This is a genomic window from Streptomyces sp. NPDC091292 (assembly GCF_044757265.1).
Taxonomy (GTDB): domain Bacteria; phylum Actinomycetota; class Actinomycetes; order Streptomycetales; family Streptomycetaceae; genus Streptomyces.
The window spans coordinates 637,045-653,140 of the sequence record NZ_JBIVUQ010000002.1 but is presented as its reverse complement, the minus strand read 5'-3'; the positions used below and the strand labels follow the sequence as shown (position 1 = coordinate 653,140).

Genomic DNA, 16,096 nt, shown 5'->3' with positions numbered 1-16,096 from the left:
GATCGACCATGGCGAAGTACATGCTGATCATGCGGGGCACGGACGAAACCCTCGCGAGGATGCAGGCCACGCCCTTCGAGGAGATGCTCGAAACCGTGGGCCGCTTCAACGACGAGCTGATCGGGGCGGGCGTGCTCGTCGCCGCCGAGGGCCTGGACGACCCGGCCCAGGGAGTGGTGGTCGACTTCAGCGGCGAGACGCCGGTGGTGACCGACGGCCCGTACGGCGAGACGAAGGAGCTGTTCGGCGGCTTCTACGTGATCGACGTGGCCTCGAAGGAGGAGGCCGTGGAGTGGGCCCGGCGGATCCCGGGAATGTCGGGCGCCAAGTGTGAGATCCGCCGCGTGCCCGGCATCGACGAGTTCCCTCAGGACAACGAGTGGGTCGTCAGGGAGCGGGCGTGGCGCGAGCGGACGGGCCAGCTCTGAGTCCCGGGGCCACCGGCGGCCCGCCGAGCGCCGAGTCGGCGCGGCGGGCCGTCGAGGCCGTCTGGCGGATCGAGTCCGCGCGGATCGTCAGCGCGCTGGCCCGCCTGACCGGAGACTTCGGGCTCGCCGAGGACGTCGCGCAGGAGGCGCTCGCGGAGGCACTTGTCACCTGGGCGCGCGACGGCGAGCCGGCGCACCCGGTGAACTGGCTGCTCGCGACGGCGCGGCGGCGCGCCATCGACAGCTACCGCCGCCGTGCGGCACTCGACGAGCGGTACGCCCTGCTCGCCGACCGCTCGGCCGGCGACGAGACCGCCTCGGGAGCCGGGGCCGACGACCTGCCCTGGGACCCCGACCGTGTCGATGACGACGTCCTCGCGCTGATGTTCGTGGCCTGCCATCCGGTGCTCTCACCCGAGGCCCGGGTCGCCCTGACCCTGCGCGTGGTCGGCGGTCTGTCGAGCGAGGAGATCGCCCGCGCGTTCCTCGTACCCGTGCCGACGGTCCAGGCGCGGATCACGCGGGCGAAGAAGACGATCGCCGCGGCGGGGGTCCCGTTCGAGTTGCCGCCGGCCGAGGAGCGGCGCGAACGGCTCGGCGGCGTCCTCAGCGTGCTCTACGTGATCTTCACGGAGGGTTCGACGGCGACGACCGGGGACCGGCTGCTGCGCCCCGATCTCGCGTACGAGGCGATCCGGCTGGCCCGGATGCTGGCCGCGCTCCAGCCCGACGAGCCGGAGGTGTACGGGCAGGTCGCCCTGTTCGAGCTGGTGGCGGCACGGTTTCCCGCCCGTACCGGGCCCGACGGTGAGGCGGTGCTCCTGGAGGACCAGAACCGGCGCCTGTGGGACCGGTCTGCGATCCGTCGCGGTCTGGCCGCGCTCGGCCGGGCGACGGCCGGCGGGCGCGGCCTCGGGCCGTACGGGCTCCAGGCCGCCATCGCCGCCTGCCACGCGTCGGCGTCCTCGGTGGCCGAGACCGACTGGGAACGCATCGTGATCCTTTACGAGGCACTGGGGCGGGTGGCTCCGTCGCCCGTGGTCGACCTCAACCGGGCCGTCGCCGTCGCGATGGCGACGGGACCGGAGACGGCGCTGCCCCTCGTGGACGACCTGGCCGCATCCGGCCGCCTGTCGGGGTCGCATCTGCTCCCGGGCGTGCGCGGCGAACTCCTCGCCCGACTCGGCCGGACCACCGAGGCGCGGGCCGAACTGGAGCTGGCCGCCCGACTGTGCGGCAACGTGCGCGAGCGGTCGGTACTACTGCGGAAGGCGGCGGCCCTGGAGTGACGCACCTGGGGTGACGCAGGGGGGCGGCTCCGGCCTGGTCTTCACGATCACCTTCTGAAAGTGTGACGGGCATGCAGTCCATCGACATCGCGGTACGCGAGCACGCCCGGCTCGGTGAGGGGCCCACCTGGGACGCCGGCGCCGACCGGCTGATCTGGGTCGACATCCTCGGCTCACGGGTCCACACGTACGAGCCGGGCAGCGGTCGCCGTACCGTCATGGCGACGGAGCAGCACGTGGGGGCCGCCAAGCCCCGCGCGGGCGGCGGTCTGGTGGTCAACCTGCGGGACGGGATCGGGCTCTACGGTCCTGACGGCGGCGGTTTCCGGTGGCTGCTGCGCGATCCGGTGGCGGGGCGCCGTGGCAATGACGCGGCGGTCGCGCCGGACGGCGCGCTGTGGGCGGGGACCATGCCGTACGACGAGACGCCGGGCGGCGGTTCGCTGTCCCGGATCGCCCCGGACGGTACGGCGACGGAGGTACTGGGCGATGTCACCATCAGCAACGGCACCGGCTGGAGCCCCGACGGGACCCTCATGTACTACGTCGACACCACGACGCGCCGTATCGACGTCTTCGACTGCACGGCGCTCGATGTCACGGACGGCGCCGTGGACGTGTCCCGGTTCCGGGCGAGCCGACGGGAGTTGGCGACCGTCGAGGAAGGGTGCGGGTTCCCGGACGGTCTGACCGTCGACGCGGACGGCTGCGTCTGGGTGGCGCTGTGGGACGGCGCCGCGCTGCGCCGCTACACACCGTCGGGCGCCCTGGACCGCGTCGTCGACCTCCCGGTCCGGCGCCCCACGGCGTGCGCGTTCGGCGGGACGGACCTGCGCGATCTGTATGTCACGTCCGCGCGTACGGGGCTGGACGCGCCCCGCCCCTTGGAGGGTTCGCTGCTCGTGGTGCCCGGGGCGGGGAAGGGCCTGGCGCAGGCGCCGTTCGCCGGCTGAACCCGTCCCGCCCCGCCCCCCTCTACCCGCACACCGTCAAGTGCGGTCGCATTCCAGGCCGTTCAGGTCCACCGCGTCCGCCATCGCCTGCATCCCCTTGTCATTGGGGTGGAGGTGGTCGCCGCCGTCGAACGCCGGGAGGATCCGTTCCCTGTCATAGGGGCTGCGGAGGATCCGGTCGAAATCGGTGACGCCGTCGAACTCGCCACTGTTCCTGATGAATTCGTTGATGGCGAGCCGCACCGCCTCGGCGTCGGCGTCCCATTCGTACCAGCCCTTGAAAGGCGCGACGGTGGCGCCGACGACACAGGCCCCGGCCGCGTGGACGCGGTCGATGATCTCCCGGTAGCCGGCAATCATGTCGTCGGCGGTGGTGCCCGAGTGCGCCTTGATGTCGTTGACGCCTTCGAAGAGGAACACGGTCCGCACACCGGGGTGCGAGAGGACGTCCCGGTCGAGGCGTTTCAGCGCGCTCTGTCCCGCACCGTCCGCGAGGACCTTGTTCCCGGAGATCCCTTCGTTGGCGACTCCCTTCACGGTCGTCCGGGGTGCGGCCTGGAGCCGGCGGGCGAGGTAGTCGGGCCACCGGCGGTTGAGGTCGCTCGTGGACTGCCAGCCGTCGGTGATGGAGTCGCCGAGCGCCACCACGGCGCCGGTCGTGGACGGGGTGCGTACCGTCACGGCGTCGAGGTAGAACCAGGACCCGGTCCGCTCGGTCCAGTTGCCCGCGCCCTCTTCGGCGGTGTGGTCGCCGGTCGTCGTGTAGGAGGTCTGCATGGCCATGGAGTGGCCGGTGACCGGGCCCGCCGCTTCGGAGGTGTGCAGGCTGACGACGAGCGTCGTGGCGGCGGCGACGCGTCCGGGCAGCGGGTCGCTGTACGCGGTGGCTCCGGCGGGGACGGTGACGGTCCGTTTCCCGTCGAAGCTCAGCCGCCGGTTGCTGCCGTCGACCAGGGCCGCGCCCTCCTTCTGGACGCCCGCGTAGGCGCTGTCGAAGGTCACGGGCCGGTCCCCGAAGGCGTTCGACAGCCGGATACGGAGGCCGGTGCCGCCGGCGCTGGTGCGAACGACGAGCCGGTAGCCCCGGTCCGCGACGGCGTCGCCGATCCGGTCGGCGCTCGCTCCCCAGGTGATCACCTCGTGCGTCCCCGCGGCGGCCACCGCTTTTCCTCCCGTCGGCTCCGCCCCGGGGGGCGCGGCCACGGCCGTGGCCGGGACGGACAGCGCGCCGCACAGCGCGACGGCGAGGGCGAGTTGGCGCAGCCGGGGCCTCACCGCCCGAGGTCCTTCAGCGTGACGGACCGGCCCGGAGCCAGGCTGACCGTCCGTGAGGTGGAGCCGTACGCCACGGTGGTGGTGCGTCCGCCGACGCTGCGGACCGTCGCCTCGGTCGGCCGTCCGTCGCGCCAGCTCAGGTCGATGACGAAGCCACCGCGCGCGCTCACACCGGTGACCTCGCCGGACGCGGCCCACGCCGCCGGGAGCGCGGGCAGGAGTTCGATGTGTCCCGGCCGCGAGTACACCAGCATCTCCAGCATGGCCGTCGGGGTGCCGAAGTTGCCGTCGATCTGAAAGATGCCCCGGCCCCGCTCGACCTCGTAGATGTCGAAGAGGTTCGGCGCGGTGCCGTTGCTGCCGTCGGACGAGGGCCGCAGATTGTTCACGACGAGCTGGTACGCCTTGTCGGCGTCCTTCAGCCGGGCCCAGCACAGGGCGCGCCAGGCGTTCGCCCACCCGAAGCTCTCCGTGCCGCGCGCGGTGAGCAGCGCGGTGGCGCCGTCCACCAACTCCTTCGGCGTGGAACCGTCCGGGCGGATGCGATCGCCGGGGAACAGGCCGAAGAGCGGCGAGAGATGCCGGTGGGTGGTCTCGCCGAGGTTGTCGGGCGACATCCACTCCTCCAGCCACCCCGTCCTCGGGCTCACGCGCGGCAGATACAGCCGCCGTTGCAGATCGGCGACGGTCCCGCTGTACGCGGCGTCCTTGCCGAGGACGGAAGCGGCGGTACGGAACATCCCGAACAGGACCCACGCCAGCTCCTGCGCGTAGGTGATGCCCTTCGCGTCCTGCGGGCCGTGCTCGGGCGACCAGTCGCTGTCGTCGACCAGGACCTCGCGTACGGCACCGGTGTCCGGGTCGGTGACCTCGACGGTGAGCAGCCGCGACTCCCAGAACTCGCAGGCGCCCTTGATGAGGGGGTAGATCTTCGCGAGGTAGGAACGGCTCTGGGTGAACTCGTAGTGCTCCCACAGGGAGTGGCAGAGCCAGGCGTTGCCCGCCGGATGCCACCACCAGCCCATGCCACCGTGGATGTTGGTCGAGAACGCCACGGTCCAGCCGGCGATCTTCCCGCTGGAGTTGCGGTAGCGGTTGCGCGGGTCGTTGAAGTGGGCGCGGGTGAGCTTGTTCCAGGACGGGAGCTGGGCGAGGCAGTAGTCGGTGAACGCGTCGAAGCAGTCGGGGAGTCCGGCGCGGTCGGCCATCCAGTAGTTCATCTGGATGTTGATGTCGGTGTGGTAGTCGCCCATCCAGTCGGGGTCGTTCCCGTCCAGCCACAGGCCCTGGAGGTTCAGCGGCAGACTGCCCCGCGAGCCGGAGATCATCAGATAACGGGCGAACTGGAGGTAGGAGGCTTCGAGTTCGGGGTCGGGTGCGCCGTCCCGCGCCCGCGCCCGGATCCGCTCCCAGGTGTCGAGCCCGCGCTGCTCGGAGGTGGACGTACCGAGCGTGAGGTCCATCGTCCCGTACACGGAACGGTAGTCGGCGACATGCGTGGCGAGCAGGATGCCCGCCGAGTGCCCTGCCGCGTCGAGCACCTTCGTACGGGCCAGGCGCTGCGGGTCGAGCGACGGGTCGCGGTAGTGCGCGGCGGCGTCGGGGGCGTAGTTGGTGCCGCCGCTGACGACGACGGTGAGGTCCTTGCAGCCCGCGAAGGAGATACGTGTCCCCTCGACCCGTACGGTGCCGCCCGTACCGCGGGCGGTCACCGCGGCGCCGTACCGCAGGCCGTTGGAGAAGGCCGCGCCGAAGGAGGCGTACCGCCGCGACCCGTCGGCGGTGGTGGTCTCGCCGTGGGTGCCGGCGAGGGAGATGCTGCCGGTGTACCGGCCGCCGCCGCTCTGCGTGAAGTGCAGTACGAGCGCGTCGTCGGGGCGGCTCGCGAAGATCTGCCGCCGGTAGGTCACTCCGGAGCGCCGGTACGACGCGGTGACCACGCCTTGGGCGAGGTCGAGGGCGCGCCGGTAGTCGGAGACGGCGGACAGGTCGTGGTCGGGGATGTCGACGGTCAGCCGGGCGAGCAGAGTGAAGGAGCCGAAGTTCTCGCGGGCGTAGGGGAATTGGCCGTCGGAGTCGAGGGTGTCGTTGAGGCCGCCGGTCCAGACGGTGGCGTCGGTGATCAGGAGGAGTTCGCTGCCGGGGTCGTTGGACGCGAGGGCGCCGAGACGGCCGTTGCCGATCGGCAGCCCCTGTTCGATCATCGACCCGTCGTCGGCGGGCGCCTGCCACCAGAGTTCGGTCCGGGGGTCCGGGGGCCGCACGGGTGAGGTGGTGGGCCGGGCGGGCGCGGCCGAGGCGGTGAAGGCGGGCAGGCCGCCGAGGGCGGTGAACGCCCCGGCCGCCGCGGCCAGGGAGAGCATGCGACGTCTGCTGGGAAGGCCATCGGGCGGGCTGAGGGGCCGGGGGTCCATGGTGCGCTCCATTCCGGTGGACGGGGGTGCGGGTGGGGCCCGGCAGTGGGCCGGGCCCCGGGGCGCGGATCAGGGCCGGGGTCGGCCTCGGGTCAGGGCAGCTTGGGTACGTCGATACGGTCGATGTCGGGCGCGTAGCCGGAGCCGCTGTCGAAGGTGACGGTGTTGGATCCCGCCTTGAGGGTGACCGGTACGCCGACGGTCTCGACGGTGCCCCAGTCCCCGGTGGACGGGAACTTGTGGGTGGTGGCGCCGTTGCCGTTGGCGGACACGGCGACCGGGCGGGCGTCACCGCTGACGTAGGCCACCTGGACCACATAGCGGCCCGCCTTGTTCACCACGACCTCGTTGAACTGGAGTTTCCCGCCGAGGTAGAGGTTGCCGACCTTGCGGGCGCCGGAGCAGGCGTCGCAGTTCGCGAGGGACGCGTTGCCGCTGAGGGTGTTGGCCGGCGCCTCCGCCTCGTAGCCCGTCAACTGCACCGCCGGGCCCTTCGGCGTGACGGTGAACAGGCGGGAGCCGTGCGCGGGCAGCGCCTGGGTGACCTTGTCGGTGTACGTGCCGAGGCTCTCGCGGTTCCACAGGTCACGGACGGCGGCCTTGCCGGTGAAGCCGAAGGACGACCAGTCGGCGGTGACGGCGGCGGGCGCGTCACCGAGGTTGAACAGGGCGACGGTGTAGCTGCCGTCGGCGTTCTTGGCGCCCCACACCTGCTGGGCACCCGAGGGCGTGACGGGCCGCGCGGGCGGTGTGGCGCCCTGGTTGACGGCGATGACCTCACGGTTGGTCAGCAGGGACAGGCCGTAGGAGTCGAGCCGGGTGAGGTCGTCCCCGGTGTAGAGCGGGGACTTGGCGATGGCCCACAGGGTGGCGTAGCTCTGCCGCTCCGCCTTGGTGAGTCCGTCCATCTGACCGTTGCCGACGTTCAGCGAGTCGAGGTCGTTCCAGCCGCCGGGACCGGCGTGGCGCGTCCAGCCGGGCGCGTCGTCCCAGCGGTCGTCCACCGAGTTCTCCCAACTGACGAGCGTGTTGCAGTAGCACTCCACATCGGTGTCGATACGCCAGCCGTTGGTGTACTTCTTCCAGTCGGCGACCCGGCCGATGTCGAGGGACCAGGACACCTCCAGGTGGAGGGGGCGCCCGGTCGCGGCGATGGCCTTCTGCCAGGCGGCGACGTCGGCGACGTTGTCGTACTGGTCACCGCTCTTGCCGGAGCCGGGCCCGACCCCGTCCAGCTTGAGGAAGTCGTAGCCCCAGTCGGCGATCATGCGGGCCTGCGAGTCGATGTACTTCTGCGCGCACGGACGGCTGAAGTCGATCTTGTACGAGCTGTCCCAGCCGTTGGTGGTGCGCAGGTCGCCGTGGACGATGTCGCCGGTGGTGCAATCACCGGCGTTCCACAGGGGCACCTTGCCCCCGCCGTACGCCTCCTTCTCCAGGCCGACGGGCAGATAGATACCGGCCTTGAGTCCCTTGGCGTGGAGGTCGTCGGCGACGGGCTTCATCCCGCGCGGGAAGCGGACCGGGTCGGCGGTCTGCCGGCCGTGCGCGTCGAATTCGGGCTTCCAGTCGTTGTCGCGCCACCAGCCGGCGTCGATGTTGACGTACTCGTAGCCGAAGGGCTTGAGGCGTTTCGCCAGGGCGTCGGCCTGAAGGAGGACGTTCTTCTCGGTGAGGTAGCTGTAGTCGCCGTCCGGGTTGAGCCCCGGGTACTTCGACGACTGCATGCTCCAACTGGTCCAGCCCATGTAGGGCTTGGCGGCGAGGGCGGTGGTGGAAGCGGTGGCGGGGGCGGTCGGTGCCGTGGGGGCGGCGGGAGTGACCGCTTGGGCGGTCGGGACGGCGGTGACTATGCCGGCCATGAGGGCCAGGCCGAGGACGGTTCTGAGGGCTCGGCGGCCGGGGCGTGCGGGGGCTGCGGGGTGCAGGGACGACCGCATGGTCGGACCTCCTGTCGTCAGGGTGAGGTACGAGGGGTCGGGCGGCTCGGAACTCGGTGCGGGGTGTTGCGGTGCGACTCGGGATGGGGGGCGGCCGGGGCGCGCGGTGCCGTCAGCGTCCCTTCTGGAAGGTGTCGGACCGGATGAAGGACTGGATGGCGGTGGCGGCGGCTCCCCGCGCCCACTGTTCGAAGGGCAGCGGGCGGGTCTTCACATCGCACTGGGCAGCGGTGGCGAAGGCGGAAGCGGCGAACTCCGTGCGGATCTGGTCGGCGAAGAGGTCGTACGCGACCAGGCCCTCGCCGGAGATGATCACGCGTTCGGGTCCGAGGAGGTTGACGACGGCGCCGATGGCGCGGCCGATGGCCTGGCCGGCGCGGGCGTAGACGGCTCGGGCGCCGGGGTCGCCGCGGTGGGCGAGTTCCAGGGCCGTCGTGGTGTCCGGCACCGGGAGCCCGGTGGCCTCGCGGACGTCGCGGAGGATCGCGGAGTCCGCGGCCATCGCCTCGACGCAGCCCCGGTTCCCGCAGTGGCAGAGGGGCCCGTTCGGGTCGATGGACACATGGCCGAGTTCGCCGGCGACGCCGAACATCCCGGACACGACCTGCCCGTTGACAACGAGTCCGCAGCCGATGCCCGCGCCCACGGTGACCAGGGCGAAGTCGGAGACTCCGACACCGGCGCCGAACCACTGCTCGGCGATGGTCAGGGCCCGTACGTCGTTGTCGACGGTGACCGGCAGCCCGGTCGTCATGCCGACGAGTTCGGCGAGGGCGACGTCGCGCCATTCGAGGAACGGTGAGTAGCGCACCGTCCCACCGGGCCGGTCCACGTCACCGGAGACGGCGACGCCCAGGCCCTCGACCCGCACACCGAACCCGTCGGCCTCCGCGAGGAGTTCCTGTACGAGGTCGCCGAGCGCGGCAAGGACCGTCTTCGGGTCGCGTGCCGCGAGCGGGACATGGCGGGCGGTCCGGACGCGGCAGCAGAGGTCGGTGAGGACGGCGATGATCTCGTCGCCGGTGACCTTGACCCCGAGGAACAGCGCCCTGCCCCCGTCGACCCGTACCGGGTTGGCGGGCCGCCCGAGGGAGCGGCGGGCCTCCTCGTCCACGTCCTCGACGAGGTAGCCCGCCTCGATCAGCGGCCGGACCGCCTTGGTGATGGCGGCCGGGGACAGCGCGGTCCGCCGGGCCAACTCCGTCCGGGTGAGGGGCCCTTGGGACAGCACGGTGGTGAAGATCTGGGCGGCGGTGGGCAGCGGGGCCGGGAACGCCTCGGTACGCGGGGTCGAGCGCATGGCCGGGAACCTAAGGTGCTTATTTTCCGCTGTCAATGAAAAAAGCAGAGTTCACCGGAAGAGGGGTTGAGATCCCTCATCACCCTTAACAGCAAGGTTTATGAGGGCACTTGACCATGTACTCAAAGGCATGTGCGCTCAGGCACGTACACGCTACCCGGCCACCCCACCGCCACCCAGCCACGCGATCAGAATCCGGGCGACCTCGTCGGGGCGTTCCTCCTGGAGCCAGTGTCCGCAGCCTTCGAGGAGGTGGGATGCGGTGAGGCCGGGGAGGGTGGTGGGGAAGGCGGCGATGGCGTCGGCGAGCCAGGTGGTCGACGCGTCGCGCTGCCCGCCGATGAACAGCGAGGGCTGCCGGATCGGTGCGCCGTCCCAGGCGGCCAGGTCCTCCCAGTCGCGGTCGGCGTTGCGGTAGCGGTTGAGCGCGCCGGTGAATCCCGTGCGCTCGAACTCCTCGGCGATGGCGTCGAGTTCGTCATCGGTGAGCCAGTCGGGCCGGGCGCCGCGCACGAACCGGTCGGACATCTTCGCGCCGGCCGGGATGAAGAAGGGGCTGTCTCCGTCCTCGGGCACACCCGTCTTACCGTCCAGGCTGGCGTAGAACCCGGCCAGCCAGCCGCGGATGTCGGCCTCGATCTCGGCCTCGGCACGTCCGGGCCGCTGGAAGTAGCTGACGTAGAACTCGTCGGGGCCGCCGATCATCGAGAAGATGTCCGTCGGCCGGGGGCCGCCACGCGGCTGGTACGGGACACCGAGCAGGCCGACGGCGGTGAAGACGTCCGGCCTCAGCAGGGCGGAGTTGGCGGCGATGGTGGAGCCCCAGTCGTGGCCGACGACGGTCGCGGTCTCCTCGCCGAGTGCGCGGACGACGGCCACGTTGTCCGCGACGTGCGCGAGCATCCGGTACTCCTCGACGGCGTCCGGCTTCGAAGAGCGGCCGTATCCGCGTACGTCGATGGCGACGGCGCGGTGCCCCGCGGCGGCGAGGGCCGGCAGCAGGTGGCGCCAGGAGCGCCAGGACTCGGGGAAGCCGTGGACGAGCAGGACCAGGGGGCCGGTGCCCTGTTCCACGAGGTGGATGCGTCCGCCGGGGACGTCCACCAGTCGGTGCACCGGCTCGCCGGTGGCCTGGTGTTCCGCGGGGGCGGTGGCGGGGGTCGGCGGGTGGGGGCGCGGGGGCTGCGTCATCGCGGTCTCCTGGTACATCGGCGTAGTGCGTCGCATCGGCGTCGCGCGTCGGCACAGCGCGTCGGCGTGGCACTCCGGCGGAACGGACGATCAAGGCGAGCATCCGTCATCGCGCCGCGCGCCGCACAGATTCGTTGCCGATCCGGCAAACGGCACCCGCGCGGTGGGGTGAATCCGGGAATGACATCGCGACATTCCCGGAATTCCCGTGCATATAGGTCACACTAATGATGATCGACACCCGTACGCCTCGGACAGCCTCCACGCCCGCTCCCGCCTGCTCCCACCCGCTCCCACCAGTGCCGCAGCCCCGCCCAGTTCCGCCGCTTCCCGCCCACGATCCCGACCGGAAGGCCCAGGACGTGCCACTCAGCGCTACCGCTCTCCGCCCCGCCGCTCTCCGCATGCTCGCCTCGGTCTCCTGCGCCGGATTCCTGCTCGCCGGCTGCTCCGGCACCCCGCTGTCCGGCGCCGGTACGCGCGGTGCGTCCCCCTCGCACGCGCCGGCGCCACAGGGACACGCGGGACCTCAGGCGCAGGCGGGCCGGGCGGCCGGGGACAAGCATCCGCTGGGAATCCACGGCATCGGCCCGGCAACGCGTGGGCGCATCCCGGACACGACACGGCAGGTGCTGGTCGTCACGGGCGAGGGAAAGGACGCCAACAAGGCATCGGTCGTCCTGCACCAGCGCGACGCCAACGGCACCTGGCGCGCCGAGGGCGGTCCCTGGCCCGCGCACAACGCCAAGAACGGCTGGACGCACGACCATCGCGCGGACGACCTGCGCAGCCCGATCGGGGTCTTCGGGCTGCGCGACTCGGGCGGCCGGCTGCCGAACCCGGGAACGAAGCTCCCGTACGACATGGACCAGGAATTCGCGGACTCCGGCACCGGATTCATGGGCGAATCGCTGGAAGGCTCCTTCGACTACGTCATCGCCATCGACTACAACCGCGTACCCGGCACGACCCCTCTCGACAAGCGACGCCCGCTCGGCGACGGAAAGGGCGGCGGCATCTGGCTCCACGTCGACCACGGAGGCCCGACCCGCGCCTGCGTGTCCCTCCCCCTGGAAGACATGGAAGAACTGCTCCGCCTCCTGGACCCGGAAATGCAGCCGGTCGTGGTGATGGGCGACCGGAAATCACTGACACGATGAGGGAGTTGATGACGTAGTCGATGATTTGGTCGATGTCGGACGGCGGACAGGAGAAGTGCGGTGTCGCGCTTGGGTGAGGTCAAGTTCCGGGTGGTCACGACGGTTCAGCGGTGGGTCGCCAATCCGGTGTCGCGGCGGTTGCCGGGCCAGATCCTGGTGGAGACGGTCGGGCGGTCGTCCGGACTCCCGCGCCGCACCCCGGTGGGCGGGCGCCGCGAGGGGAACGTCTTCTGGTTCGTGTCCGAGTACGGCGACAAGTCGCAGTACGTACGCAACATCCGGGCCGACCCGAGGGTCCGGGTCCGTATCCGGGGCACCTGGCACACCGGCACGGCCCACCCGCTCCCCGAGGACGACGCCCGCGCCCGCCTCAGGACACTCCCCCGCTACAACAGCGCGGCGGTCCAGGCGTTCGGCACCAACCTCCTGACCATCCGGGTCGACCTCACCGACTGAACCCGGCTCCGGGTGACCGGTGCCCGCCGGGGCCCTCAGATCGCGTCCGTGTGCTCCGGTCCCGGTCGTGCCGTGGCTTCGGCGGCGGTGTTCGTGGTAATGAGCGCGGGGTTCTTCGTGGTGGTGGGCGCGGGGCGCTTGCGGTGGTTCGGGAGGACCGTCAGGACGATCAGGGCTCCCGCTCCCATGATGACGCCGCCGATGAGGCTGGTGTGGGAGACGGCCGTGGCGAAGGACTCGTGGACGGCGCTGATCAGGGCCTGGGCCTGGGCGGGGCCGCCCGCGGGGTCCTGGGCGATGCGCTGGGCGACGGCGAGGCCGCCGCCGACGGAGTCCTGCGCGGTGTCGAGGGCCGCGGCGGGGAGCTTGCCGCCGACCAGGTCGGCGAGTTCGTCGCGGTACGTGGTGCCGAGGAGGGAGCCGAGGACCGCGATGCCGAGTGAGCCGCCGAGTTCCAGGGCGGTGTCGTTGGCGCCGCCGCCGACGCCGAGTTCGTTCTCCGGGAACGAGCCCATGATCGTGTCGGTGGCGGGCGAGACGCTCAGGCCGATGGCGACGCCCAGGAGCAGCAGCGGGGCGAGGAAGTCGCCGTAGGTGGAGCCCTGGTCGATGCGCGTGAGCAGGAGGACGCCGGCGGTTCCGATGGCCATGCCGGTGACGATCATCGCCTTGATGCCGAGCTTCGGGGTGAGGCGGCCGGTGACGGCGGCGCCCACGAAGACGGCGCCCGCGAGGGGCAGCAGCCGTACGCCGGTGTCCAACGGGCCGTAGCCGAGGACGAATTGGAGGTGCTGGGTCGCGTAGTAGATGGATCCGAAGGTGCCGAAGAAGAAGAACAGCACCGCGATCATCGAGCCGCTGAACGGGCGGATCCTGAACTTGCGGACGTCCAGCATGGGCTGCGGGTGGCGCAGTTCCCACAGGACGAACAGGAGCATGCCGACGACGGCGACCACGGCGGCGGTGACGGGACCCGCGCCCCAGCCGAAGTGCGGGCCTTCGATGATCGCGTACACCAGGGCGCCGATCGAGACGATCGAGAGCAGGCCGCCGCCGTAGTCCAGCCGGCCGAGCCCTTCGGCCTTGGACGGCGGGACGAGCAGCAGGGCGCCGGCGAGGGCGATGACGACGAAGGGGATGTTGATCAGGAAGGTGGAGCCCCAGGTGTGGTCCTCCAGGAGCCAGCCGGCGACCAGGGGGCCGAGGGCGATGGCGAGTCCCGAGGTGGCGGTCCAGACGGTGATCGCCTTGCCGCGTTCGCCGCGCGGGAAGGTCGCCACCAGCAGCGAGAGGGTGGCAGGCATGATCACGGCCGCGCCGAGGCCCATGACGGCGCGCGCGGTGATGACCAGCGCCGTCTCGTCGACGAGGCTGCCCAGCACGGATCCGGCACCGAAGACGATCAGCCCGGTGACGAGGGCGCCGCGGCGGCTGTACTTGTCGCCGATCGCGCCGAGCACGAGCATCAGGGCCGCGTACGGGACGGTGTAGCCATCGATCACCCATTGCAGGTCGCTACTGCTCAAACCCAGGTCACGGGTCATGTCGGGGGCCGCGACGATCAGCGAGGTGTTCGCCATGACGATGATCAGCAGGCTCAGGCAGAGCACGGCCAGCGCCCACCAGCGCCGTGCGTACGGGCCGCTCATCCGGTCGACGGGTGTGGTGACGATCAGTGGCATCGGGCCAGTTCCTTCGCGGGTGGGAGCGCGCGGAGGGTCAGTCCGCGTTCTTGCACATCTCTGTGCAGATTAATTTGTTGCTCACCATTGTGCAAATAGACGAGAGGTTCATGCGGCACCGGCCCTTCCCCTCACCCCCGGCGCTTGCCATGATCAGGCCATGTTTCACAGAGAGTTCACAGGGTGACGCCGGTGCATGCGTACGAGGCGCGGTACGGGTGGGATCGCAGGACGACCGGGATCGTGGTCGTGTGCGCCGTCTTCACCGCGTGTCTGGTGCCGCCGGTCGCGCCGCTCGCGCTGCGGATCGTGGGGCTGCTGCTGTTCGGTGGCGGCGGCCTGTTCATGGCGTACGCGGCGTTCAGCCGCAAGGTCGCGTTCCGGATCGACGCGAACGGTGTGCTTCTCGGCGGCAATCCGGTGCGCTACAAGGCGACGACCGCACAGGTGCCGTGGTCGGACATCCAGGCCGTCGTCTGCTGGCGGCAGCACACGGCGGCCTCGATTCCCTATGTGGGACTGGCGCTGCGGGCGGACGCGGCGCCCGTACCCGGAGCTGCCCGGGGCAGCGTCGCCCGCGCGACGTTGCGTGCGCTGGTGCCGCATCTTCCCGCCGATGTCGTGGCGCTGTCACGGCCGGTGAGCGGCTGGCGTCTCGACCGGGACCGGCTCGCCGCCGCGATGGCCGGGTTCGCTCCCGGGGTGCCGCTGACGGACGCGGGCTGAGGCGGGCCGAGACGGACGGGCTGACGCGCCCTCGACCAGGCGGCTTCGCTTACGCGGCTTCGGTCCGTGACCTGAGGGCTGTCGACCACTCGGTGACGAGCCGCTGATACTCGCGGCGCTGCTCAATGGTCAGACTGCCGCCGGCGCGTGTCCACAGAGCCCGGATGTCCTCGTTGACCTCGGTAGGGGTACGGGCTTCGCCGGTCTCTGGAGTCGTGGACATGCTGTGAAGCATACGTCAGTAGATGTGAAGACCACGTGAGTTGCACCTGTGTCACATGCCTCACCGACCGCCCGGAACAGGCGCGTTCGCCCTCACGCCTCTCGGGCGCCCTCGATCCGCCGCAGCCGTTCCGTGTCGCACACCCTCGGGCACGTGCCGCACGCCTCGGCCGGGCGGATCGTGTAGTAGAGGCAGCACCCGAGCCGCGTACGGGTCGGATGGTGCCGCCCGTCGCGCGCCGCGAGGGCGCGGAAGTCGGCGCCGCCGGGATACGGGTGCACCGGCCCCGGCAGCAGCGCCCCGGCCTCCCGCACACCGCGCTCTTCGTCGCCGAGCATCCGGCCCAGGTACCAGACACCGGAGACGAGGTCGTCCCCGACCATGCCCCACAGGGCGCGGGGGCCGCGCCGCAGCCGGGGGCCGATCGCGGCGAGCAGCGGCCGTACGTGGTCGGCGACGGCGGCGCGGACCTCGGCCCGCAGCGCGGCCTCGTCCGGCAGCACCCGCACGCCGGGAAGCCCGGCCGCCGGATCGTCGGGCAGACAGGCGAACCCGCCGGGCACGATCTCGTACGCGTCCCTCGTACGGCTGACCCGGACATCCTGGGGCCGCAGGCGCGGCACGCGCCGCTCCAGGAACCACGGGCCGGTCACGAGGAGCGCGGCGGACCAGAGGTAGCCGTGCAGGGCACGGGACGCGACGACGTCGGGGCGTGCCGTGTGCGCGTACCGGTCCCGGATGCGGGCCGACTCGGCGTCTAGGAAGCCGTCGAGGAGTTCCTGACGGTACGCCAGCTCCGCACTGTCGGCCCATCCCTGGCCGACGGTGGACGCGGGGTGCGCGACGGTGACGTCCAGGGCGGGGCAGAGCCCGACGAGCCGCCGGTAGGTGGCGGCCAGCAGGGTGGAACAGCTCACGGCTGGGGCGGCGGGGGCCGGCGCCGGGGCCAGGAACACGGGTACTCCTCGAACACGAACACGAACAAGCCGAACACGGAGCAGACAGCTCCGCCCGAGCCGGAAAGGCAAGGCTCACCTTACTAACGATCACCCCTCCCCC

At 71.4% G+C, this 16,096-nt stretch carries 14 protein-coding genes; 6 read left to right on the top strand and 8 right to left on the bottom strand.

Translation table 11 applies throughout. The annotated features are described in order from the left end of the window. Positions 1 to 8: 8 nt before the first annotated feature. The 3 genes from ACIQNU_RS10980 to ACIQNU_RS10970 all read left to right on the top strand — a co-directional run bounded on the left by ACIQNU_RS10980 (position 9) and on the right by ACIQNU_RS10970 (position 2,670). Positions 9 to 428 carry a YciI family protein gene (locus tag ACIQNU_RS10980; protein WP_401364041.1) on the top strand — a complete coding sequence of 140 codons (420 nt, stop codon included), beginning with the start codon at positions 9 to 11 and terminating at the stop codon, positions 426 to 428. Beyond that, entirely contained in the window at positions 401 to 1,717 is a 1,317-nt protein-coding gene (locus ACIQNU_RS10975; protein WP_401364039.1) for an RNA polymerase sigma factor, read from the top strand. The genes ACIQNU_RS10980 and ACIQNU_RS10975 overlap by 28 nt, the downstream gene beginning before the upstream one ends. 71 nt (positions 1,718 to 1,788) lie before the next feature. Further along, positions 1,789 to 2,670, top strand: a complete 882-nt coding sequence (locus tag ACIQNU_RS10970) for an SMP-30/gluconolactonase/LRE family protein (protein WP_401364037.1) — start codon at positions 1,789 to 1,791, stop codon at positions 2,668 to 2,670. A gap of 36 nt (positions 2,671 to 2,706) precedes the next feature. On the opposite strand, the gene ACIQNU_RS10965 is transcribed toward ACIQNU_RS10970, so the two are convergent. The 5 genes from ACIQNU_RS10965 to ACIQNU_RS10945 form a co-directional block, all read right to left on the bottom strand. Continuing rightward, entirely contained in the window at positions 2,707 to 3,945 is a 1,239-nt protein-coding gene (locus ACIQNU_RS10965; protein ID WP_401364034.1) for an SGNH/GDSL hydrolase family protein, read from the bottom strand. Then, a complete protein-coding gene (locus tag ACIQNU_RS10960; RefSeq protein WP_401364031.1) occupies positions 3,942 to 6,359 on the bottom strand; it encodes a glycosyl hydrolase family 95 catalytic domain-containing protein in 2,418 nt (805 codons plus the stop codon). The genes ACIQNU_RS10965 and ACIQNU_RS10960 overlap by 4 nt, the downstream gene beginning before the upstream one ends. A 92-nt stretch (positions 6,360 to 6,451) precedes the next feature. After that, a complete protein-coding gene (locus ACIQNU_RS10955) occupies positions 6,452 to 8,299 on the bottom strand; it encodes an alpha-galactosidase D (protein ID WP_401364028.1) in 1,848 nt (615 codons plus the stop codon). 112 nt (positions 8,300 to 8,411) lie between these two features. Beyond that, entirely contained in the window at positions 8,412 to 9,599 is a 1,188-nt protein-coding gene (locus ACIQNU_RS10950) for an ROK family protein (protein WP_401364025.1), read from the bottom strand. Between the two features lie 153 nt (positions 9,600 to 9,752). Continuing rightward, the gene (locus ACIQNU_RS10945; protein ID WP_401364022.1) at positions 9,753 to 10,790 is read right to left on the bottom strand and encodes an alpha/beta fold hydrolase; all 1,038 of its coding nucleotides are present in this window, start codon (positions 10,788 to 10,790) and stop codon (positions 9,753 to 9,755) included. A gap of 404 nt (positions 10,791 to 11,194) precedes the next feature. On the opposite strand from ACIQNU_RS10945, the gene ACIQNU_RS10940 reads away from it, so the two are divergent. Next, complete coding sequence (locus ACIQNU_RS10940; protein ID WP_401364261.1) at positions 11,195 to 11,950, top strand: hypothetical protein; 756 nt, start codon at positions 11,195 to 11,197, stop codon at positions 11,948 to 11,950. Between the two features lie 60 nt (positions 11,951 to 12,010). Continuing rightward, positions 12,011 to 12,406 carry a nitroreductase/quinone reductase family protein gene (locus tag ACIQNU_RS10935; protein WP_401364019.1) on the top strand — a complete coding sequence of 132 codons (396 nt, stop codon included), beginning with the start codon at positions 12,011 to 12,013 and terminating at the stop codon, positions 12,404 to 12,406. Between the two features lie 35 nt (positions 12,407 to 12,441). Here ACIQNU_RS10935 and ACIQNU_RS10930 read toward each other — a convergent pair whose 3' ends face one another. After that, positions 12,442 to 14,088 (bottom strand): MFS transporter, encoded by a 1,647-nt coding sequence (locus ACIQNU_RS10930; protein WP_401364016.1) that lies wholly within the window; start codon positions 14,086 to 14,088, stop codon positions 12,442 to 12,444. Between the two features lie 183 nt (positions 14,089 to 14,271). On the opposite strand from ACIQNU_RS10930, the gene ACIQNU_RS10925 reads away from it, so the two are divergent. Next, positions 14,272 to 14,814, top strand: a complete 543-nt coding sequence (locus tag ACIQNU_RS10925; RefSeq protein WP_401364014.1) for a hypothetical protein — start codon at positions 14,272 to 14,274, stop codon at positions 14,812 to 14,814. A gap of 49 nt (positions 14,815 to 14,863) precedes the next feature. Here the strand turns inward: ACIQNU_RS10925 and ACIQNU_RS10920 are convergent, their stop codons facing one another. Together ACIQNU_RS10920 and ACIQNU_RS10915 are read right to left on the bottom strand one after the other, a co-directional pair. Then, positions 14,864 to 15,049 (bottom strand): hypothetical protein, encoded by a 186-nt coding sequence (locus ACIQNU_RS10920; RefSeq protein ID WP_401364012.1) that lies wholly within the window; start codon positions 15,047 to 15,049, stop codon positions 14,864 to 14,866. 80 nt (positions 15,050 to 15,129) lie between these two features. Next, on the bottom strand, positions 15,130 to 15,993 hold the full coding sequence (locus ACIQNU_RS10915; RefSeq protein WP_401364009.1) for a (2Fe-2S)-binding protein: 864 nt from the start codon (positions 15,991 to 15,993) through the stop codon (positions 15,130 to 15,132). Between the last annotated feature and the right edge of the window lie 103 nt (positions 15,994 to 16,096).